21 protein-coding genes, 1 tRNA gene and 2 pseudogenes are annotated in these 19,177 nt (G+C 67.7%); 11 read left to right on the forward strand and 13 right to left on the reverse strand.

Going from position 1 to position 19,177, the window contains the following annotated elements:
* Window positions 1–11 precede the first annotated feature (11 nt).
* The gene (locus tag OHA88_RS21110) at window positions 12–668 is read left to right on the forward strand and encodes an SDR family oxidoreductase (RefSeq protein WP_267003052.1); all 657 of its coding nucleotides are present in this window, start codon (window positions 12–14) and stop codon (window positions 666–668) included.
* A 758-nt stretch (window positions 669–1,426) separates the two neighbouring features.
* Here OHA88_RS21110 and OHA88_RS21115 read toward each other — a convergent pair.
* Together OHA88_RS21115 and OHA88_RS21120 are read right to left on the reverse strand one after the other, a co-directional pair.
* Window positions 1,427–1,909: a hypothetical protein gene (locus OHA88_RS21115; RefSeq protein WP_328626643.1), complete on the reverse strand. Its 483-nt coding sequence runs from the start codon at window positions 1,907–1,909 to the stop codon at window positions 1,427–1,429.
* A 669-nt stretch (window positions 1,910–2,578) separates the two neighbouring features.
* Window positions 2,579–3,070, reverse strand: a complete 492-nt coding sequence (locus OHA88_RS21120; protein ID WP_328626644.1) for an FBP domain-containing protein — start codon at window positions 3,068–3,070, stop codon at window positions 2,579–2,581.
* Between the two features lie 84 nt (window positions 3,071–3,154).
* On the opposite strand from OHA88_RS21120, the gene OHA88_RS21125 reads away from it, so the two are divergent.
* On the forward strand, window positions 3,155–3,766 hold the full coding sequence (locus tag OHA88_RS21125) for a TetR/AcrR family transcriptional regulator (RefSeq protein WP_328626645.1): 612 nt from the start codon (window positions 3,155–3,157) through the stop codon (window positions 3,764–3,766).
* Window positions 3,767–3,792: 26 nt separating this feature from the next.
* The gene (locus tag OHA88_RS21130; protein WP_328626646.1) at window positions 3,793–5,013 is read left to right on the forward strand and encodes a GDSL-type esterase/lipase family protein; all 1,221 of its coding nucleotides are present in this window, start codon (window positions 3,793–3,795) and stop codon (window positions 5,011–5,013) included.
* 46 nt (window positions 5,014–5,059) lie between these two features.
* Here the strand turns inward: OHA88_RS21130 and OHA88_RS21135 are convergent, their stop codons facing one another.
* The 4 genes and pseudogenes from OHA88_RS21135 to OHA88_RS21150 form a co-directional block, all read right to left on the reverse strand.
* Window positions 5,060–5,377 carry a hypothetical protein gene (locus OHA88_RS21135; protein WP_328626647.1) on the reverse strand — a complete coding sequence of 106 codons (318 nt, stop codon included), beginning with the start codon at window positions 5,375–5,377 and terminating at the stop codon, window positions 5,060–5,062.
* 191 nt (window positions 5,378–5,568) lie between these two features.
* Window positions 5,569–5,964 (reverse strand): hypothetical protein, encoded by a 396-nt coding sequence (locus OHA88_RS21140; RefSeq protein ID WP_328626648.1) that lies wholly within the window; start codon window positions 5,962–5,964, stop codon window positions 5,569–5,571.
* A 298-nt stretch (window positions 5,965–6,262) separates the two neighbouring features.
* A pseudogene (locus OHA88_RS21145) lies at window positions 6,263–6,454 on the reverse strand (GNAT family N-acetyltransferase); the annotation flags it as partial.
* A gap of 183 nt (window positions 6,455–6,637) precedes the next feature.
* Entirely contained in the window at window positions 6,638–7,660 is a 1,023-nt protein-coding gene (locus OHA88_RS21150) for a hypothetical protein (protein WP_328626649.1), read from the reverse strand.
* Window positions 7,661–7,795: 135 nt separating this feature from the next.
* Between OHA88_RS21150 and OHA88_RS21155 the strand changes: the two genes are divergently transcribed.
* The gene (locus OHA88_RS21155; RefSeq protein WP_328626650.1) at window positions 7,796–8,419 is read left to right on the forward strand and encodes a hypothetical protein; all 624 of its coding nucleotides are present in this window, start codon (window positions 7,796–7,798) and stop codon (window positions 8,417–8,419) included.
* A 387-nt stretch (window positions 8,420–8,806) separates the two neighbouring features.
* Here the strand turns inward: OHA88_RS21155 and OHA88_RS21160 are convergent, their stop codons facing one another.
* Entirely contained in the window at window positions 8,807–9,250 is a 444-nt protein-coding gene (locus OHA88_RS21160) for an SRPBCC family protein (RefSeq protein ID WP_328626651.1), read from the reverse strand.
* Window positions 9,251–9,472: 222 nt separating this feature from the next.
* Here OHA88_RS21160 and OHA88_RS21165 point away from each other — a divergent pair, with 222 nt between their 5' ends.
* The 3 genes from OHA88_RS21165 (at window position 9,473) to OHA88_RS21175 (ending at window position 12,369) form a co-directional block, all read left to right on the forward strand.
* Window positions 9,473–10,030, forward strand: a complete 558-nt coding sequence (locus tag OHA88_RS21165; protein WP_328626652.1) for a hypothetical protein — start codon at window positions 9,473–9,475, stop codon at window positions 10,028–10,030.
* A gap of 258 nt (window positions 10,031–10,288) precedes the next feature.
* Window positions 10,289–11,272: a tetratricopeptide repeat protein gene (locus tag OHA88_RS21170; protein ID WP_328626653.1), complete on the forward strand. Its 984-nt coding sequence runs from the start codon at window positions 10,289–10,291 to the stop codon at window positions 11,270–11,272.
* 497 nt (window positions 11,273–11,769) lie between these two features.
* Window positions 11,770–12,369, forward strand: a complete 600-nt coding sequence (locus tag OHA88_RS21175; protein WP_328626654.1) for a hypothetical protein — start codon at window positions 11,770–11,772, stop codon at window positions 12,367–12,369.
* A 385-nt stretch (window positions 12,370–12,754) separates the two neighbouring features.
* On the opposite strand, the gene OHA88_RS21180 is transcribed toward OHA88_RS21175, so the two are convergent.
* The gene (locus tag OHA88_RS21180; RefSeq protein WP_328626655.1) at window positions 12,755–13,603 is read right to left on the reverse strand and encodes a tetratricopeptide repeat protein; all 849 of its coding nucleotides are present in this window, start codon (window positions 13,601–13,603) and stop codon (window positions 12,755–12,757) included.
* 732 nt (window positions 13,604–14,335) lie between these two features.
* On the opposite strand from OHA88_RS21180, the pseudogene OHA88_RS21185 reads away from it, so the two are divergent.
* Window positions 14,336–14,548: pseudogene (locus OHA88_RS21185) on the forward strand (site-specific integrase); the annotation flags it as partial.
* Window positions 14,549–14,712: 164 nt separating this feature from the next.
* Here OHA88_RS21185 and OHA88_RS21190 read toward each other — a convergent pair.
* Window positions 14,713–14,794 (reverse strand) — tRNA-Tyr (locus OHA88_RS21190).
* Between the two features lie 168 nt (window positions 14,795–14,962).
* On the opposite strand from OHA88_RS21190, the gene OHA88_RS21195 reads away from it, so the two are divergent.
* The 3 genes from OHA88_RS21195 (at window position 14,963) to OHA88_RS21205 (ending at window position 16,949) form a co-directional block, all read left to right on the forward strand.
* On the forward strand, window positions 14,963–15,451 hold the full coding sequence (locus OHA88_RS21195; RefSeq protein WP_030926258.1) for a YajQ family cyclic di-GMP-binding protein: 489 nt from the start codon (window positions 14,963–14,965) through the stop codon (window positions 15,449–15,451).
* 230 nt (window positions 15,452–15,681) lie between these two features.
* The gene (locus OHA88_RS21200) at window positions 15,682–16,191 is read left to right on the forward strand and encodes a methylated-DNA--[protein]-cysteine S-methyltransferase (protein ID WP_328626656.1); all 510 of its coding nucleotides are present in this window, start codon (window positions 15,682–15,684) and stop codon (window positions 16,189–16,191) included.
* A 77-nt stretch (window positions 16,192–16,268) separates the two neighbouring features.
* Window positions 16,269–16,949, forward strand: a complete 681-nt coding sequence (locus OHA88_RS21205; protein ID WP_328626657.1) for an alpha-ketoglutarate-dependent dioxygenase AlkB family protein — start codon at window positions 16,269–16,271, stop codon at window positions 16,947–16,949.
* Here the strand turns inward: OHA88_RS21205 and OHA88_RS21210 are convergent.
* From OHA88_RS21210 to htpX, 4 genes are all read right to left on the reverse strand, one after another.
* Complete coding sequence (locus tag OHA88_RS21210; RefSeq protein ID WP_030926262.1) at window positions 16,943–17,215, reverse strand: GlsB/YeaQ/YmgE family stress response membrane protein; 273 nt, start codon at window positions 17,213–17,215, stop codon at window positions 16,943–16,945. The two genes, OHA88_RS21205 and OHA88_RS21210, sit on opposite strands and share 7 nt — an antisense overlap.
* A gap of 119 nt (window positions 17,216–17,334) precedes the next feature.
* The gene (locus OHA88_RS21215; protein ID WP_328626658.1) at window positions 17,335–17,679 is read right to left on the reverse strand and encodes a hypothetical protein; all 345 of its coding nucleotides are present in this window, start codon (window positions 17,677–17,679) and stop codon (window positions 17,335–17,337) included.
* A 101-nt stretch (window positions 17,680–17,780) separates the two neighbouring features.
* Window positions 17,781–18,173, reverse strand: coding sequence for a YccF domain-containing protein (locus OHA88_RS21220; RefSeq protein WP_328626659.1), 393 nt, complete (start codon window positions 18,171–18,173; stop codon window positions 17,781–17,783).
* A complete protein-coding gene (htpX, locus tag OHA88_RS21225) occupies window positions 18,170–19,033 on the reverse strand; it encodes a zinc metalloprotease HtpX (protein ID WP_328626660.1) in 864 nt (287 codons plus the stop codon). Before htpX ends, OHA88_RS21220 begins: the two co-directional genes overlap by 4 nt.
* Window positions 19,034–19,177: the final 144 nt, after the last annotated feature.

The following is a 19,177-nucleotide window of genomic DNA, read 5'->3' on the forward strand; positions in this document are numbered from 1 at the left end:
CGGTCGTGACCATGCGCATTGTCATCGCAGGTGGACATGGTCAGATCGCGCTGCGGCTGGAGCGGCTGCTCGCTGCGCGCGGAGATGAAACGGCAGGCATCATCCGCAATCCGGAACAGAGCGAGGACCTCCGGGCGGCCGGTGCCGAACCGGTCGTCCTGGACCTCGAATCGGCCACCGTGGAGCAGACGGCGGAGGTCCTGCGCGGCGCCGACGCAGCGGTCTTCGCAGCCGGCGCGGGGCCCAACAGCGGTACGGAACGCAAGGACACGGTGGACCGCGGCGCCGCAGTGCTCTTCGCGGACGCCGCGGAACGGGCCGGCGTACGGCGCTACATCGTGGTGTCGGCGATGGGCGCCGATCCGGACCACCCGGGCGACGAGGTCTTCGACGCGTACCTGAGGGCCAAGGGCGCCGCCGACATGTACGTACGTTCCAGGACGGCACTCGACTGGACGATCCTGCGCCCCGGAATGCTGACGAACGACGCAGGCACCGGCCAGGTCCAGATGTCCGTCTCGACGGGACGCGGACCGGTGCCGCGCGACGACGTGGCGGCAGCACTGCTGGAACTGCTGGACACCCCGGCGACGGCCGGCCTGACGCTGGAACTGATCTCGGGGGGCGTGCCACTGACGGTGGCGGTGAAGGACGTCGCGGGGAACTGAGGGGACGGCTGCGCGGCTCCGGGTTCCCGGAACCCGTTCGACGGTGATCAGGCACGATCACCGTCGAACGCTCTCCGCACGCCCCTCGCCAACTCTTGATCGCACGGGCATTCTTGGGCCGAACGAGCGACCACCCGCGTCCGCGCGACGACGACCGCCCACTGGGGCCGGGCGTCGGGGTAGCGGCCCTCACCGCGGACACCACTCCCCCGGCGCCAAGCTGTCCAGCCGGGACTTCGCTACCTGTCTGCCGACAGCGGTGGGGCGCCCCCGAGCTCCCCGCAGACACCGCCGGTTCGTCGCGCGTCGCTTGCGTGGGGACGAACAGGCCGCGCGCGAACTCCGCGTGACCAGACTCAGGCTTCATCTGGCTGTTCCAGGACGAGTTGTTCCACCCGTTCGGGGATGCCCGAGCCTGTGAGGGCAGCGACACGATGCTGCCGGGGATGGTCTCGGCCGGGGGCGTGCCGATCCCCGCCGACGCCTCGGACATCCGCTACGTCACCCGGAAGGGCCTCGCCCAGGTCTCCTCCTTCGTGAGTGACCGGATGCCGGACTACCTGCACCGCGCTGGAATCGTCCCGGCAGGGGAACCCCTGCTCGACGACGAGAACTACGGCAGCACGTACGGGCTCGGTGAGGATGAAGGCGAGCTCCCCGCTGGAAGTTCAATGCTGTCCGAGGACAAGTGGGCGAGGGAGGCGGTGTCTTGTTCGAGCCCTCGGCATGCAGATGGGCCGAGCTACACCGTTGCAGTACTAGAAGCCGGCCTGGATGCGGGACTGAACGCTGGACTCGTCGACGGGCGGGTCGAAGCCGGCCTCGATGCGGGTCTGGATGCCGAAGTCGTCGACGGGCGGGTCGGTACTGCCTCTCGTGCTGACGCCGTCAGGGTCCTCCCTGGCGCGCACGTCGGCGCCCCAGTCTCCGCCATCGCCCCAGTCTCCGCCACCGCCCCAGTCCCCGCCATCGCCCCAGTCCTCGCCACCATCCCAGTCCCCGCCACCATCCCAGTCCCCGCCACCATCCCAGTCCCCGCCATCGCCCCTGGTGTCGTCGTCGCCCCGGTCGGTAATCCCTCTTCCGTTGACGCTGTCAGGGTCATCGTCCAAGGCGACCACGTCTTGCTGTAGCGCTACCGGTGCAGCCACGGCAGCCGCCGGCACTGCCAGGCCGCCACCGGCCAACACCATGGAAGCCGTGACCACCACAAGCCGACGATTGCAAGAATGCTTGGTCATCGGAATTCTCTATTCGGTATTGCGGGGCTCTGTATTCACCCGCGTCGAAAGCTCGGGTATTCACAGCTCCCTGTTGCCCGGGTTCACCGAGGCGGGACCTGCTTCCAACCAACCAGGACCGGAAGCCTCCCGGCACGTCACGACAAGACGTGGCTTGACAATCGAAAACCGGCGGCGGTCTGTTGGGCGCTGACCGCCGGTCTGCGCAGTACCAAACCCTGGCACAGCCGCCGATGCCACCCGTGCGTGCAGGCAACACGTACGGCCAGGGCGAGCAGTTCGTCGCACGTCACCTGCCAGGCGTGCAGTGCTACGCACTCCGGCTCTTGGTCGCGTCGTGAACGCGCTCCGATTCAGCCTCGATCCCGGTTCATCCGAGATCTTCTGATCGGGCAATTGTACCGCTTTACAAGCTCGATCAGCAGGCCTGCTCATCTGCCTGCGCCCCCTGTTTCTCGGGGGACACGGCCTATTCAGAGGCGGGGTACCGGCGGTGCGAGGTGAGACGAGCCGCCATTTCGGCACCCCCCCAGGCGCGTCCAGAGCATCCAGAAACCCCCGCTGACTGCGGGGGGCGACGGCGTCGACTACGACCAGCTCGGCTCGCTCGGCCCGATGCTGAACGCCGTGGCGCTGTGGACCACGCGGTACACCCACGCTGCGGTCGTGTCACGCGGTCACTTTGGCAATGAACGCGGCGAGGTTCTCCACGGTCCGCTGGACCTTCTCCTCCAGGGTGAGGGACTCGTGGAGGCGTGCGCCGATGCCTGCGTCCTTCTTCCCGCGTACATACAGGGAGCAGGCCAGGTCGCTGCACATGTAGACGCCGACCGAGTTGCCCTGCTGCCCTGCCTTCCCGGACCTCGGCGCGACCATCAGGGAGACGCCCCCGGTGTGGGTGGTCACGCACACCGAGCACATGCTGCGCCGCATCTGCCAGGAGCCGACGTCGGAGGAGCGCAGCTGGACACCGACCGGTCTGCCGTCCAGTTCGATCACGAGGTAGGCCCGGTCGGGGGCCTGAGGATCTCGCCAGCCCAGGAAGTCCAGGTCGTCCCAGCACTGCTCGGCCAGGTCACGGGGGACGGACAGGCGCTTGACCTCGCCCTTGGTGCAGTTCACAAACGCGGCACGGATCTCTTGCTCAGCCAGTGGCTTCATAAAGGACACGCTAATTTGCCTAATCAGATTAGGCAAGCGCATAATCGTTGATGCCAGGGATGAGAAGCGATTCGGAGGATGACCATGGGACGGGTAGGCCGGGTAGGACTGACCACGGAGCGCCTGGTCCGGGCGGGGGCAGAGCTGGCCGACGAGGTCGGTTTCGAGCAGGCCACCCCCGCGGAACTCGCCCGGCGGTTCGGTGTCAAGACCGCGAGCCTGTACTCGCACGTGAAGAACGCCCACGACCTCAAGACCAAGATCGCCCTGCTCGCCCTGGAGGAACTCGCCGACCAGGTCTCCACCGCGGTGGCCGGACGGGCAGGCAGAGACGCCCTGACCGCTTTCGCGAACGTCTACCGCGACTACGCCCTCAAGCACCCGGGGCGCTTCGCCGCGGCCCAGTTCCGGCTCGATCCGCAGACGGCGGCCGCCAGCGCGGGCGTTCGGCACGCCCAGATGACGCGGGCGATCCTGCGCGGATACAACCTGGCCGAACCGCACCAGACGCACGCGGTGCGGCTGCTGGGCAGCGTCTTCAGCGGATACGTCGGCCTGGAGACCGCCGGCGGCTTCAGCCACAGCACCCCTGACTCGCAGGAGAGCTGGACCGAAATCCTCAACGCGCTCGACGCCCTGCTGCGCACCTGGCCCACCACCTCCCGACCAACCCTTCCGGGCGCCTCTGCCAACTGACCCTCCTGATCGAAGAGACCGACGAGATGAACGCCGAGCACGACTGGACCACCACTCCCATCACCGCCGGCCTCCTGCGCGGCGCCCTCGACCTGGAGCGCACCGAACGCGGCATACTGCCCCACCGGTTGCCCGCGCGCGCCCGGCAGCAGATCCCCGACGGCCAGCTGGCCATGGCGGAGTCACAGCCCTCCGGAGTACGGCTGGCCTTCCGCACCCGGGCCACCGCCGTCGAGCTGGACGTCGTGGCCACCAAACGGGTCTACGTCGGAGCGCCGCCACGCCCCGACGGGGTGTACGAGCTCCTCGTCGACGGGCGGCTCGCGGGCCGGGCCGGCGCGACCGAGGGCGACACCCTCACCATCGACATGGCCTCCGGGACCGCACAAACTCGTCGCGGGCCGGTGGAGACCCTGCGCTTCACCGACCTGCCGGACGAGGAGAAGGACGTCGAGATCTGGCTGCCGCACGACGAGACCACCCAGCTGGCCGCCCTGCGCACCAATGCCCCCGTCCACACACCACTGCCCAGCGGCCGCAAGGTCTGGCTGCACCACGGCAGTTCGATCAGCCACGGCTCCAACGCTGCCACCCCAACCGGGATCTGGCCCGCCCTTGCCGCAGCTCTGGGCAAGGTGGAGCTGGTCAACATGGGATTCGGCGGCAGCGCTCTGCTCGACCCGTTCACCGCCCGCACCATGCGCGACACCCCCGCCGACATGATCAGCATCAAGATCGGCATCAACATCGTCAACGCCGACCTGATGCGGCTGCGCGCGTTCGGCCCGGCCGTCCACGGTTTCCTCGACACCATCCGCGACGGCCACCCCACCACCCCGCTGCTGGTCGTCTCGCCCATCTACTGCGCCATCCACGAGAACACGCCCGGACCCAGCGCCCCGGACCTCAGCGCGATGAGCGAGGGGCGGCTGCGGTTCGTGGCCACCGGCGATCCCGCGCATAGCGCCGCCGGGAAACTGACCCTCACGGTGATCCGGGACGAGCTGGCCCGCATCGTCCGGCAGCGTGCCGCCACCGACCCGAACCTGCACTACCTCCACGGCCTCGACCTCTACGGCGAGGCCGACCACGCCGAACTGCCGCTGCCCGACGATCTGCACCCGGACCCCGCCACCCACCAGCTCATCGGCGAACGCTTCGCCCACCTCGCCTTCGGCGGCGGCCCATTCACCTCCGAGAAGGAGCAACCCGCACGCGGCGGGCCAACCCGGTCAGAGTTGGGTTGAACATCCTCTGGCCGGTCTCAGTCGGCGATGGCTCGGCGGCAGCGATTTACCCGTCCTGGCCGTCCCTCCCCTTCCTGCCCTGATGACCATGTCTACCGATATGACCGTCTTCCCCGTGTCGCCCGGGCTTGCCGTCCATTCCTGGCGGGCCGGAGGGGCCGCGCGGACCGGGGGGACCGGACGGACCGGGGGAGCTGGGCTCGACGCGGTGCGCCTGCAGGTCGATGTGCTGTGTCTGCAGATCGTCGATCTGCATTTGGTGGGCGACGAGTGCAGCCGACTGCGCGACGAGCACGAAGATCAGCACGGCGCCGAGCACAAGGGGGCGCCACGGCCTACGCGGCGTTTCGCTTACGCTGCTCACATCACTCCTCGCGGTGCGTGACGGCGAAAGATTAAGTGGCGAGGATCTGGAGGAGGCGGACCTCCTCGTCGAGTGCCTGCCCCGCGGCGGCCTCACAGGCCCCGAGTTTGCGAGGCGAAGCGCGACCTCACGGTTCGCCGGCACCGTGACTGCGAGTACCCCCGTCCGGTCACGGAAGGGTTGAACATCTTCTAGCGCATGACGGAGGGGCTGCCCGGGAGGGTTCTGTCGTCAGCCTCCCCACGGCGACTCCGGGACTCAGTCGGTGACGGCTCGGCTACAGCGTCTTGACCGTCCTTCCCGTCCTTGCCCGGCGGGCCATCCCGCCCATCCCTGCCGTCCCGCCCGTTCTGCCCGTCCTGCCCGTCCTTCCCGTCCTTGCCCGGCGGGCCGGGGGGGCCGGACGGACCAGGGGGGCCGGACGGACCGGAGGCACTGGGCTCGACGAGGTGTCCCTGGAGGTCGATGTGCTGCGTCTGCAGCTCGTCGATCTGCTCTTGCTGGGCGACGATCGCAGCCGACTCCGCGATGAGCGCGACGATCAGCGCTGCCCCGAGCACAAGGGGGCGCCACGGTTTACGCAGCATTTCAGTTACCCTGCCCACGTGATGCCTCACTATGCGTGACGGCGAAAGTGTAAACGACGAGGATCTGGAGGAGGCGGACCTCCTCATCGAGTGTCTGCCCCGCGGCGACCTCGGCACGGGGGTTGCACGGCCATCAGCTCGGGCCGCCTGCCGGGGGAAGGCGAGAGGACTCCGCTCGCGTCTGGGCTGCTCCGAGTGCGAGTGAGTGGCACACGAACGCAGTAGCCACGGAACATGAAGAACCGCCGACCGCCCCGCCGGACACGCCCTGCATCACACTCGCCACTCCAGGGATGCGTCAGGCGGCGTAGTCCTCGAAGCCGTGGTCAGCCGACGCCGTTCGTCGCTGCGCGAGCCGGCCTGAGACGCGTGGGCCACCGTTCACGGCGTCGCCCTCTCGGACCGTGCGGATGTGCTCGAACCCCTGCTGGAGGTAGTACCGCTGTAACGCCTCATTCGTTGCCCACGCACCGAGACGGAACCAGTTGGCTGCGGGCGCCTTCGGTGTCGTCCGGCAGCGTGTGACGGTTCGCGGCAGCGGCTGCGAGGTCGCCTGGGCAAGGTAACAGCGTCGCGCAATGCTCACCTGCGCAACACGAGGAGGGAGGCGGGCACCCCGAAGGATGATCCGCCTCCCGAACCACCGGAAGGGGCAGGCGCGTTGCGTACGGCCCTACTTTCCGGCCCACTTCCCGCTCGTGGCGATCGACTTCAGCTGCTGCATGGTCAGCGCGGGTGTCTGCCGCGTGGCCTTCGCGTTCTGGGACCCGGAGTTGAACGCGGACACCACGACCCGGAGGCCGTCCGTACGGATGGTGTCGGCGGTCCACATCACCACGCCCGCACCGCCCTTCTCGCCCGGGCCCTGATGTGTGACGACCTTCGTCCCGTCCGGCAGTACCTCCGCCCCGGACCCGAACAGCTCCCCCTCCACGTCGGACATGTTCGGCTGCACATTGATCTGCACCAGGCTCGCGCCCTTACCGTCATTCACGACGACGTACGCGTATCCGTCGTCACCGCGCTCGGAGGCTACCTTCGCGGACACGGGCAGCAGCGACTTGAGCTTCCTCAGGATCGCCTGGCCGTCCTGTCCCTGCGCCGGCGGCTGCTGTACCGGCTCCGGGGCCGCCTTTCCCAGAGCGTTCATCACGGGCCGCCACTCGTCGGAGATGACGAGTTCCTTCAACTGCGCGACAGTGAGCGGTGGTTCGGCCCGCGAAACGGCGGCGCCCTTCTCTGCGGGCGCGTTCCACTCGCTGACATCGACCGTGTAGCCGTCGGGGGTCACGAGATAGGCGTGCCACCACTTGGTGTCCACGCGCTTGTCAGGGTATTCGTACCCGCGCAACACCATCAGGCGCGAACCGTCGGCGAGCGTCTCATTCCGGCAGGAGTCGTACGGCACGAAGGTCTTGCCGGGGCATTCGAGCTGCTGCTCCGCCTCCGTGCCGTCCGGATCGACGGCGCCGACGCTCACGCCGATCGCAGCTTTGCCCTTGCCGTCGTCGAAGACGAGGTGCGCCAACGGCCCGACCCGGTCGGCCGTGCCGCGCCCTGCCTGCCCGCTGACCTTCCCCTCCGGCAGCAGCTCCTCCAACGTCTCGATCACCTGCTGCGCCGAGAGCTGCGGCCCCTTGCCGGGCGACGACTTCGTCGAAGGGCCGGTCTCCTGCGCCTTCGGCTGCGTGGCCACGCCCGCCCCGCCCTGTCCCGAGCCGTCGCCGAACGCCCCTGCGGTGGAAGCGCTTCTTTGGACTGCTCCGACCCGCACGTGCGCATGCCGGAAACCTCGTCGCACGCCGTACCTCGACGCAGAACAATTCCAGGCATGGGGACGGACATGCACGGGTTCATCGAGTGCCGCTGGGATCGCTGGCTGGACGAGGACGACCGCAGCTGGTTCGGGGCCATCGACCTCGCGCATCTCTACAACGGGCGCTCCTACGTTGCCTTCGGGTCCCTGTTCGGTGTCCGTGACATCACCTCTTTCCGCCCACTCGCCGATCACCGCGGTCTCCCTCCTGACGTGTCGCGGGAGGCCCTCGCCGACTTCGGGTCCTGGGGCTCGGCCGTATCCGGCGCGTCCTGGATCACCTGGGCGGAGCTGGCGGCCGCGGACTGGGACGAGGTCGCGAACGAGGTCGATGTCTGCGTTCACGAGTACCGCCGGAGCCCTGACGGCACCTGGGAGATGCACGGCCAGAACTCCAGCCTGACCCGGTTCGCCGAGCTCTCCGGCCTCACCGACTCCCATGATCTCCACCGGGCGGGCAGCATCTTCCCCGAGGGCACCGAGTGGCCGGACAGCGACCGCCTCTTCCGCATCGGCCGCCTCCAACGGAGGCATGCCGTGCCGGACAGCGACTGGGGTGCCGTCCGGTCGGTGATGCGCACGCTGGCGAACCTGCACGGCGACGAGGGCGTCCGCCTGGTCGTCTGGTTCGACGGCTGACACCACCAGATCTGAGCCCGATGGCCGGCTGCGTCGAGCAGGTTGGCCGACGCTTTCAGCTGGGCACGATCGGACGGGCTGCCCCGGACTCGGGAGCACCCCCTCTGAACTGGGCCTTGGCCCGGCTGTGGCGGACCTGCGGTGGCACCACTGTCACGACGGTTTTCAAGACCGCCTTGCCAGGTCAGCGTTCAGCCCGTGGCCTCGGACCAGGCTCCAAAGCGGTCTGATCGACCGCAGGTGACCCAGCCCTGCGCGTATGCGCCCATGGCGGGTGTCATGTGGTGAGAGAGCCGCAGCAGAGGGCGGCGAGGCCGCGGAACGCTGGACAGGGTCTGAAGCCCCGGGCTGGGTTCTCGTCCCATGCCCCCGCGGCGCACGCTTTTGTCAGTTCGCGGTCTTGAGGAAGACCGTCAAGCTTCCCAGGAGCATGGTGGTGCCCTGCTCGGCGAGGTCGCGCTCGCCGGCGGTGTCGCAGGTCTGGGCCACCACGATGCGAGTCTGGTGAGCACTCTGCTCGGCAAGTTCGACGGTCATGACCGCTGGCTCGTTCTTCCCGGGTACGTCCATGCCGACCACCAGACGCCGGTTCTCATCGACCTCGGAGTAGGAGCCGGTCAACGGGAACTGCCCGCCGTCCGGGGTGACCATCGTCGCCTTCCACGTCCCACCCGGCCGCACGTCCATCTCGACGGACCCGGGGGCCGCATAGGCCCACTGCGCGTAGGAGTCCGCAGTGGTCCAGGCGCTCCACACCGCCGCCACAGGAGCCTCCAACGTCCGCTCCAACGTGTAGGAGAAACCCTCGGCCGTCCTCTGTTCCGTGGTCATCTCGCACTCCCTGTCTCGCTCTTGCTCGGGTTGTCGCACTGTAGACAAGGGCCGGCCCCAAAAGTCATCGGTCTCCCGCGCCTTTCCTGAGCAGGCACCGATAACAGCGCCGGATCAGCATCGGCCCCCTTGACCAACCTCTCTCCCGGACATGCAAATCACCCGCAGGGCTGCGGCAGACGCACGCAGGCCGCATCCACTCGTTATTGCTAGGAGTTCTGCGTGTTTGTGGTGAGGACGTCCGGCCGAAGCGCGGCAGTCGACGACGACCGCCGTGAGTTCAGCCTCCTGGGCAAGCGGCAGGTCAGCGGGCTGGCCCTTGCACGCCCGGTTACCACGGGCGTCCGGTCCCGCGCGGTCCTGGAACTGCAGCAGAACTACGGCGGTCTGCGGTTCAGGGCTCTGGTGGGTGGCGAGTTCGCGCCGGGAGAGGGCGACCGGCTGGCCTGGCGGGTCAGGTTCTGGGAGACGGTCCGGCCTGCTCCACAGCAGGGGCTGCTGCGCGGTGCGCTGCTGCCGGGCCTGCCCGAAGGGCTGGATCATGCTGCGGCGGCCGGTCTGCACGCAGACCTCAACAGCGGGGCTCTACCAGCCGGCCGGCTGGTGATCGATCGGGCGGGCTACGACCAGGAGTCCTCCCCGGTGCTGTTCGCGACGGCCGCCGAGCTCCTGCTGCACATCCTGCTGGCGGGCACCTTCGGATCGCCTGCGGAGCCGGTCATCAGGTCCTGGGTGACCACCGGTCGAATTCCGTTGGCGCTGCCCAGAGTTGATGTTTAGGCGTAGGCGTGGTCGATCCAGTGCCGTGCATGGCCTGGAGCCCACGACGCCATGATCCGCCGGACAGAACCTGGTAGGACCGGGCAGCTTGTCGGGAGGGGGCGCGCCTCCTCCCGGAGTGATCGCCGACGGTGGTGATCAGCGGCCTGTGTGCCGTCGTTGCCGTCAGGGTTGGCATCACTCACGGATCACTGATGGCTGCACCGCCGCGCAAGCGGAACGGTCCGCAAAACCCTTGGCCATGGATATTCTCTGGCGATGTCGAATCAGTCAGTGACAGCGGGAGTCGCTCTCGCCGGTGTGATGGCGCACTGCGGCGGAAGCCCGGTCGGCGCCGTGGAGTTCCTGGTGGGGGCGATAGCCTCCGCGCCGGCGGCCCCGGAGCCCTATGCGGCCCTCGCCGAGTTGTGGCGGGACCGTCGCTCGGAGCTTGAGGAGGGCCTCGAAGGGGACGGGTCCTTGAGCGCTGTGCTGGCACAGGCGTACTTCCTGTTCCTCGACGGGGACATGGACGACGCGGTGATGACCCTCGGTTCGGTCACGGGGGCGCGGCCCGACGTGGCGTGGGGCACCGCCCCCTGGTTCGGCGATGCGCGGTTCCTCAGCGTGGTGAGTGCCGAGGCGTTGGCGGAGGCGTGTCTGCGGACGTTGGACTACGGCCGCAACCTGGACACCGACGAGATGCGCGAGCGGTTCACGCCCTGGTTCCATGCCATCGACGTGGTGTCCGAACGGAGTCCCGTGCCGGAGTCGCTGGCCGCCATGGCCCGGTTGCCCCGGGCCTGCGGCCGCTACGAGCTGGCTTTCGCCCTGTGCGACCGTGGCGATGCCGTCGATCGGGTCATGTGGACTGCGGTCGCACGCGCGAGCACCTGGCGTGCGATGGGCGACCTGGACCAGGCTGCGGCGTCCTTCGAAGGCGCCCTGACCCTGGACCCTGCCAACTGGTCCCTCTATCTGGACCTTGCCGACGTGCGCGCCGAGCAGGGTGATTTCGCCGCCGCCGTGGGTCTCGTCGAACAGGGCCTGCAACACGAACCGCAGGAAGTCTCCCTGCGCGCGGCGGGTGCCGCCTATCGCACGCGCCTATCCGGCTCGTCTGACGACCTGCAGGCCCTGATCGTCCTGGCTCCGGAGCTCGCGAGCACCTCCTACCGGGACCTGCTGATCGACTACGCGTGCGCGGGGCGGGGGCTGCCCCACGGACTCGTGGCCGAGGCGCGCCGTATCTGCGAGAACTGAACACGCGCTCTCCGGCAGGACGCTCAGGGGTTGATCTCAGCACGGAGTACAGCGAAAAGGGCCGGAGTGAGGATGCCTCCTGTGCTCCGGGGGACAGGTGGGGGACACGGCCTGATCAGAGATGGCGGCCCCGCGAAGGCGGCCGTCGGGGCGAGGCGTGAAGTGCCCGATCGGAGAGGCGACTGCCGTGGTTCGCCCGATTGGGTCGCTGGGTTGCCATTTGACCAAGGCCGCTCACATTTAACTTGGCGGCTGACTTAGTTCCGAAAACCCCGCCGAATCGGCGAGTCACCTCTTGGACCTCACCGCATTTCTCCACGGGGGCTACGTTTCGCCGGCGATGCGAGAGGATTTGCCTGCTGTTCTGTCGGAAGAAATTAACCGGAGGGTCGACTGTACTGTCGTGAGAGCGAAGGTGCGCGTAAAGGGATTGGCTGATCGTTTTCATGGTATAGTCCTAATGAATTTACAGGACGCCACGAAAAAAGGGGAATGGCGTGAATACCGAGAAGGTTACGGCTCGACGTCTTACGGCCGACGAGGTTTCCGAATTGGGCCTCCAGGACGGCATCTTCGTCTCGGCGGAGATGGATGGCCTTCCTCTCGACTGCTACGCCCCGGCTTTTCTAACGAAGCCGGGTAAGAATTTCGAGGGAGGGTCCTTCACCGCGAGGACGATCTTCGGTGAGGAAATTCATGTTCTCCCGGACAATGCCGAAGAGCGCGGGATCTGGATTGCCGACGAGGCAGGGGAAGAAATCGAGGTTCTCCAGAGTGCCGGCGTCCTCCTGAACCTCGCCCTCTTCGTGCCCGACGGGAACAAGGAATCCCTGGAGTCGCTCTACTCCGCCGCACGGGAAGCGTTCGGCGCGGGGATCGTTCAGCGCTGGAGCGAGGAAACCGTCGCGGTGCCGGACGTCAAGGTCGACCTGTACGAGGAACCGGCCCGGGGGCGGAAGAACACGAACAGCCAAAACCGCGACCGCCGTGCCCTGGACATCTACCCGACCCGAGTGCGGTTCCTGGAGCCCAGCGACGGCTGGAGGTTCATCGTCGAACCGCACAAGGAGATCGTCGATGACACACCGACGATCTGACCTGATGCCAGGTTAGCCTCGATCTTTCGCGGGAGCCCGTCAGCTTGCTGACGGGCTCTCCTTCGCTAGTTGGGGCGTGTGGGCAGAGGGCTCCCGTTAGCCCCTCTCGCCTGCGGCTTCTCCGTTTCTGGACACCCCCGGGGCGCACCTGGGGAAGGGACCCGAGAACACCGCTTCAGGAGTTCGGCCGTCTGGACGGCTCGCCTGCTTGCCGAACTGACGGCAAGGCGCAGTACGTGCTCCGGGAAGCGGCTAAGTCCGCTTCAGTCTGCCGACGTCGCCGCCACAGACGGCCGTCACCGCAGCTTGTAGAGGGCTTGCATGCCGGCACGGCACCAGGCCCGAGTTGTGCCGTCTTACCTGAGGGTTGAGTGGTGTGTGCTCGTCAGGCGAGCGGACCGTCAGCGGTAATGCGGCTCAGTAGTGTGCGGGCCCTCTGGATACGGGGGTGGATCGGATGCAGGAACTGCTCGCAGGCGTCCAACGCTTGACGGGCGGTGGCTTCCGCCTCGCTGCGGCGGCCCAGGCCGAGCAGGGCCGTAGCCGTGCCGATATCCAGGGCCCCGCTCCCCGCGCGGACCCAAAGGGGCGTGAGGCGACGGGCCTCGGTCAAAGCCTCCTCGTGTCGGCACTGTCCGTTCAAGCTGCTTACCAGGACGGAGTGCAGGGTGGCAGCCGTGCCCGCCGGCGCGCGTGGGAGGTTCCCGCGGGCGATGGCCTCCGCCTCTTCGTAGCTGCCCTGCCCGCACAGGGCAGCTGCCAGGTTGGCCAAAGTGGTCAGCTCGATTTCCCACACCTTGGTGAGGTGCGCGAGACGGGTTGCGGCCCGCAGTATGCCGCCCGCTTCGGCCTCCGCCTCCGTATACCGCCCCTGGACGAGGAGGGCCGCCACGCGGTTCACCCGGACGTCCAAAAGCAACGCCCGCCCAGCTCCAGTCGTCCGCTCCAGATCCGCGATCAGGGCGTCCAGCTCAGCCAGCACCTCGGCTCCACGACCGTGAGCAATAGCTGCTGCCGTGGCCAAGGCCCCGGCCAGCCACTCCACAACGGGGCCCCGGTCCCAGAAGCGCCGGGACGCGGCCGCAAAGGCTCTCGCCCCGACCTCGGCCTCCTCGTACTCGCCCACTTCGAACAGATCCCGCAGGCGGTCGTAGACCACCGCCTGCGAAGGGGTCAGCTGGTCCCGTGCCCACCTGCCCCGCTCGCGGCCCCACACCGTTCCTATGAACCCCACAAGCCGCGAGGCTATGTGAACCCCGTGGTTGCCTTCGACACTCCAGCAACAGCTGTCACTCAGACGGCGATGAGACCTGCTCACGTAGCGCGCCGTAGAGGCGCCGTGCGCAGGCCTTGATGAAGCAGGGAAACGCGCCCCCCTTCTCCACGGCAGAGGTGACACCTTGGGCGGCACACACTTTCCAACTCTGCACGGCCCTGTTCACCCTGGTTCGCGGTCGTCCGGCGGCCAGGTCACAGATGGGGTCGCTGGGAAGCCGAACGGCCACGAACGGCGATGAACGAGACTGTGGATGAGACTGAGTAGATGGGGTCTGGCCGGCGGACAACGGTCTCTCGCGGCGTCTACCGCTTCTTGCGGATTTGGCGCTTCTTCGCCTTGGCCTCCTTCTCCTTGCGCTGCGCGACCCCGTAGGAAGACCAGGAACCTTGGTGCTTGGCGCAACGAGAAGTGCCGATCACTGCGAGGCTTCGGCACGATGTTCCAGCCTTGGTGCGAGCACCACACTTGGACTGAGATGCCATTGCATACCCCCTCCCGACCTTGATACCTCGAGACCTCACGCACACTCCCACCCGTCGCCCGGGGGCGGGAGGCGCATACGCGATGCACGGGCGCACACTCGCGCTGACTGTCTTTCCGCTGATTGGGATCTCTGGAATCGGCCAGTGCCGCTCGTCGCCTCATCCGCTCATACCCGGTGTCCTGGACCAGCCCGCCGCGCTGGGTGCCCAACGGAGTTCCTCGCTGGCCAAGCGCCCATACGACCTACGCCATGCGGCAGTCTCGACCTGGCTCAGTTCGGGCGTGGAACCTCAGGTGGTGGCGCAACGCGCCGGCCACAGCGTGGCCGTACTGTTCCGCGTCTACGCCAAGTGTCTGGATGGTGCCGCGGCGACGGCGAACGCCCGGATCGAAGCAACGCTGCGGGAGGGAAGGTAGCCCGGCTGAACGCTGCCCCACGCCTGCACCACACAAGCTGGTCACCACGCGAGATCTGACACGACAAGGTGAGACAAAGGCCCCATAACGAACTATCGGGCCCCACCCAAAGCGAAAGGGTCTGTGACCAACGTTTCCGCTGGTCACAGACCCTCTTGTTCGTGTGGCGGCGCCAGGGTTCGAACCTGGGTAGGCTGAGCCGGCAGATTTACAGTCTGCTCCCTTTGGCCACTCGGGCACACCGCCTCGAACGACGCGCTGGAACTCCGTTTGACCGGGGCTCCTTGGCGACGACGTAAACGATACCTGATGACCGGGGGTGCTCCGCCACCTGATTGATCAGTGCTCGCGGCGGTCGGCGGTGGCTAGGCTTTGCCCTGTACCCACCGCATACGACGCAAGGAGCCACACGTCATGGCCGACTCCAGTTTCGACATCGTCTCGAAGGTCGAGCGGCAGGAGGTCGACAACGCCCTCAACCAGGCCGCCAAGGAGATCTCGCAGCGCTACGACTTCAAGGGCACGGGTGCCTCGATCTCCTGGTCCGGCGAGAAGATCCTGATGGAGGCGAACGGCGAGGAGCGCGTGAAGGCGATCCTCGACATCTTCCAGTCCAAGCTGATCAAGCGGGGCATCTCGCTGAAGTCGCTGGACGCGGGCGAGCCGCAGCTGTCCGGCAAGGAGTACAAGATCTTCGCCACGATCGAGGAAGGCATCTCCCAGGAGAACGCCAAGAAGGTGGCGAAGATCATTCGCGATGAGGGTCCGAAGGGCGTCAAGGCGCAGGTCCAGGGCGATGAGCTGCGGGTCAGCTCGAAGAGCCGGGACGACCTGCAGGCCGTGCAGGCGCTGCTGAAGGGGCAGGACTTCGACTTCGCCGTGCAGTTCGTGAACTACCGCTAGGCCATTCGGCCGCCCGGCCGGGCGCGGCGCGGGGTCGGGGCGGGGTGGCATGTGCCGGCCGGCCTCGCACCTCCGGGTGCGATGTCCGAATACCGCCGGTCGTAGGGGGCGGGCGGACGCAGACTTGTCGGTACGGAACGATGAATCGGGCAATGCGCGCGATTCGGGTGGCTGGGTGATTCGTCGCCCTGTACGGAGTCGCCCTGTACGGATGAAGAGAGGGACCGGCCATGACCATGTACGCGACCGTCGACAGCCCGCTGGGCGAACTGCTGCTGGTCGGCGAGGAGGCAGCTGCCGAGGCGGGCGGTGTGGCGCTCGCGTCGCTCTCCGTGCCCGGCCAGAAGGGTGCCGCGGTCGTCCAGGACGGCTGGGTCCACGCACCGGAGGCCTTCGCCGGGATCGCCGGCCAGCTGCGGGCGTACTTCGAGGGCCGGCTGACTCACTTCGACATCGCGTACGTGCAGGGGCAGGGCACGGAGTTCCAGCGCCGGGTCTGGGGTGCACTGGACGCCGTCCCGTACGGGGAGACGGTGTCGTACGGACAGATTGCCGAGCGGATCGGCACGCCCGGGGCGGGCGTGCGGGCCGTGGGGACGGCGATCGGACGCAATCCTCTGCTGGTCGTACGCCCGTGCCATCGGGTGATCGGCGCGGACGGGGCGCTGCGGGGTTACGCGGGGGGTCTGGAGCGCAAGGAGCGACTTCTGGGGCTGGAAGGCGCCCTGGTGGTGCGCTGAGGGGCCGTGTGCTCCATGGGTGTGCGCTGAGCGGCTGAGTGCCGAATGGCGCTGAGTACCGAATGGCGGTGTGCTGAATGGCGGGTCTCTTCCCCAGGCCGCGGACCGTTGTGGCGCCGGGGGCGGTGCATGTGCCGGAGTGGCTGCCGGTGGAGCGGCAGCGCGAACTGGTCGAGGCGTGCCGGGAGTGGGCGCGGGGGCCGGTGCCGCTGCGGCACACGGTGTTGCCGGGTGGCGGGGTGATGTCCGTGCAGTCGGTCTGTGTGGGCTGGCACTGGCAGCCGTACCGCTATTCGCGCACTGCGGATGATGTGAACGGCGCCCGGGTGGCCGAATTCCCGGACTGGTTGGTGGATTTGGGGCGGGCGGCGCTGGCCGAGGCGTACGGGGAGGAGTACCCGGCCGAGGCGTATGCGCCCGACACTGCGCTGATCAACTTCTATGACGGTGCGGCCAGGATGGGCATGCACCAGGACAAGGAGGAGCGCTCGGACGCTCCGGTCGTCTCGCTCAGCATCGGCGATACGTGCGTCTTCCGATTCGGCAACACCGAGGACCGTGGACGTCCTTACACGGATCTGGAGTTGGCTTCCGGCGACCTGTTCGTCTTCGGCGGGCCGTCACGCTTCGCGTTTCACGGCGTGCCGAAGGTCTGTCCGGGGACGGCTGATCCTGCGACGGGTATGAGCGGTGGCCGGCTCAATGTGACGCTGCGCGAGACCGGCCTGGGCGGACCGGGCGCGGACGGGCGTCAGTGACGTTCTCGTGAGTTCCCGAAGAGCAGGCGGTAGATGATGAGCAGCACCAGTGAGCCGCCGATGGCGGAGATCCACGTCGTGGTGTCGTAGAAGTCGTTGGAGATCGGCCGGTCGAGGAAGTGCGACGATATCCAGCCGCCGATGAAGGCGCCGATGATTCCGATGAGGGTGGTGCCGACCAGCCCGCCCGGGTCTCGGCCGGGGAGCAGGACCTTGGCAATGGCTCCGGCCAGCAGTCCGAGAATGATCCAACCGATGATGCTCATGTTGCCGAACCTACCCTTCGCCTGGTTGTGAAACCCAAGACGTTGCACAGGGCTGGGTGGTTGCCGGTCGAGCGGAAAGAGTGGCAGGTCACAGCGGGCTCTGCGGGCTCACAGCGGGCTCAGATGCGGGCGTTGTAGTCCGGCCAGGGTTGCAGTTCCGGTGCGTCGTCGTCGAGGTCCTCTCCGTACCAGCCGGTTCCGTCCAGCAGGGCGACGAGTGACTGTTGGCCGGAGAGGGCGGGTCCACCGGTGAGCGGCAACAGCTCGCGTTCCGGATCGCGGCCGCCGTCGGTGGTGCGGTTACGGAGGGCGGTGGGCAGCGGCGGCGGGGGAAAGCCGGGGGTCGCCGCCGCCCGGGCCACGTCTTCGGTGGTGCGGGCTGCGGGGAGGAGACGCTTCTCCCGTCGCGGGGTGATGTGCGCTGTCCGCTCGACGACTGTCAGCAACTGCTCGGTGTCGTTCATGGGTTCATGGTGGACGACGGCACTGACAGCGGGCAGTTGGCGGGTCGACGAGGTGGTCTTCGGCGGCTGCGCCGCCTCGCGGTCCGGTTGTCCGGCCTGCGTCACCGTCCGGCGAACGGCTCGTCCGTTCGCACGATTTCCTTGCCGAAGGGCATGAGGGAGACCGGGATCAGCTTGAAGTTGGCGACGCCCAGTGGGATGCCGATGATCGTGAGGCAGAGGACGATCCCGGTGGTGATGTGGCCGAGGGCGAGCCACCAGCCGGCCAGGATCAGCCAGAGGACGTTGCCCACGCAGGAGGGCGCGCCGGCGTCGCGGCGGTCGACGACCGTGTAGCCGAACGGCCAGAGGGCGTAGAGGCCGATACGGAAGGCGGCCAGGCCGAACGGGATGCCGATGATGGTGATGCAGAGGAGGATGCCGGCGGCTATGTAGGCGAGGAACATCCAGAAGCCGCACAGGACCAGCCATATGACGTTCAGGATTGTCTTCACGGGCGATGACCTGCCATCTGCTCGAGTCGGGCGATGCGCTCCGCCATCGGCGGATGTGTCGAGAACATCTTGGACATGCCCTGGCCGGGGCGGAACGGGTTCGCGATCATCATGTGGCTCGCGGTCTCGATCTTCGGCTCAGGGGGCAGGGGGAGCTGTTTTGTTCCGGCGTCCAGTTTGCGCAGGGCGCCGGCGAGGGCCAGGGGGTCACCGGTCAGCCGGGCACCCGAAGCGTCTGCTTCGTACTCACGGGAGCGGCTGACGGCGAGCTGGATGACGGAGGCGGCGAGGGGGCCCAGGATCATGATCAGCAGCATCCCGAGGATGCCGGGGCCTTCGTCGTCGTTGGATCGGCCCACGGGGATCAGCCAGGCGAAGTTCACCAGGAACATGACGACGGAGGCGAGTGCTCCGGCGACGGATGAGATCAGGATGTCGCGGTTGTAGACGTGGCTGAGCTCGTGGCCGAGGACTCCGCGCAGTTCGCGTTCGTCCAGGATCTGGAGGATGCCTTCGGTGCAGCAGACTGCCGCGTTGCGCGGGTTGCGTCCGGTGGCGAATGCGTTGGGTGCCTGGGTCGGGGAGATGTAGAGCCGTGGCATGGGCTGCCTGGCTGCGGTGGAGAGTTCGCGGACGATGCGGTAGAGCTGTGGCGCTTCGAACTCGCTGACCGGGCGGGCCCGCATGGCTCTGAGTGCGAGCTTGTCGCTGTTCCAGTAGGCGTAGGCGTTGGTGCCTACTGCTACGACGAGCGCGACGACGAGGCCTGTACGTCCGAAGAAGCTGCCGATGACGATGATGAGTGCTGACAGGCCCCCGAGGAGTACGGCGGTTCTCAGCCCGTTGTGCCGGCGGTGCACGGTACGCCCTCCAAGTGGTGCAGCAGGGGAACCCTTTGCTGGTGGTGCTCCACTCCCCAGTGGAGCCTCCTGTACTGGTCAACGCCAGGCGAGGAGAGCTAGTTCCCTTGTGCGCACGGCCGGAGGGCGGGCCGTGTCCGGCGG

The organism is Streptomyces sp. NBC_00353 (genome assembly GCF_036108815.1).
Taxonomy (GTDB): Bacteria; Actinomycetota; Actinomycetes; order Streptomycetales; family Streptomycetaceae; genus Streptomyces.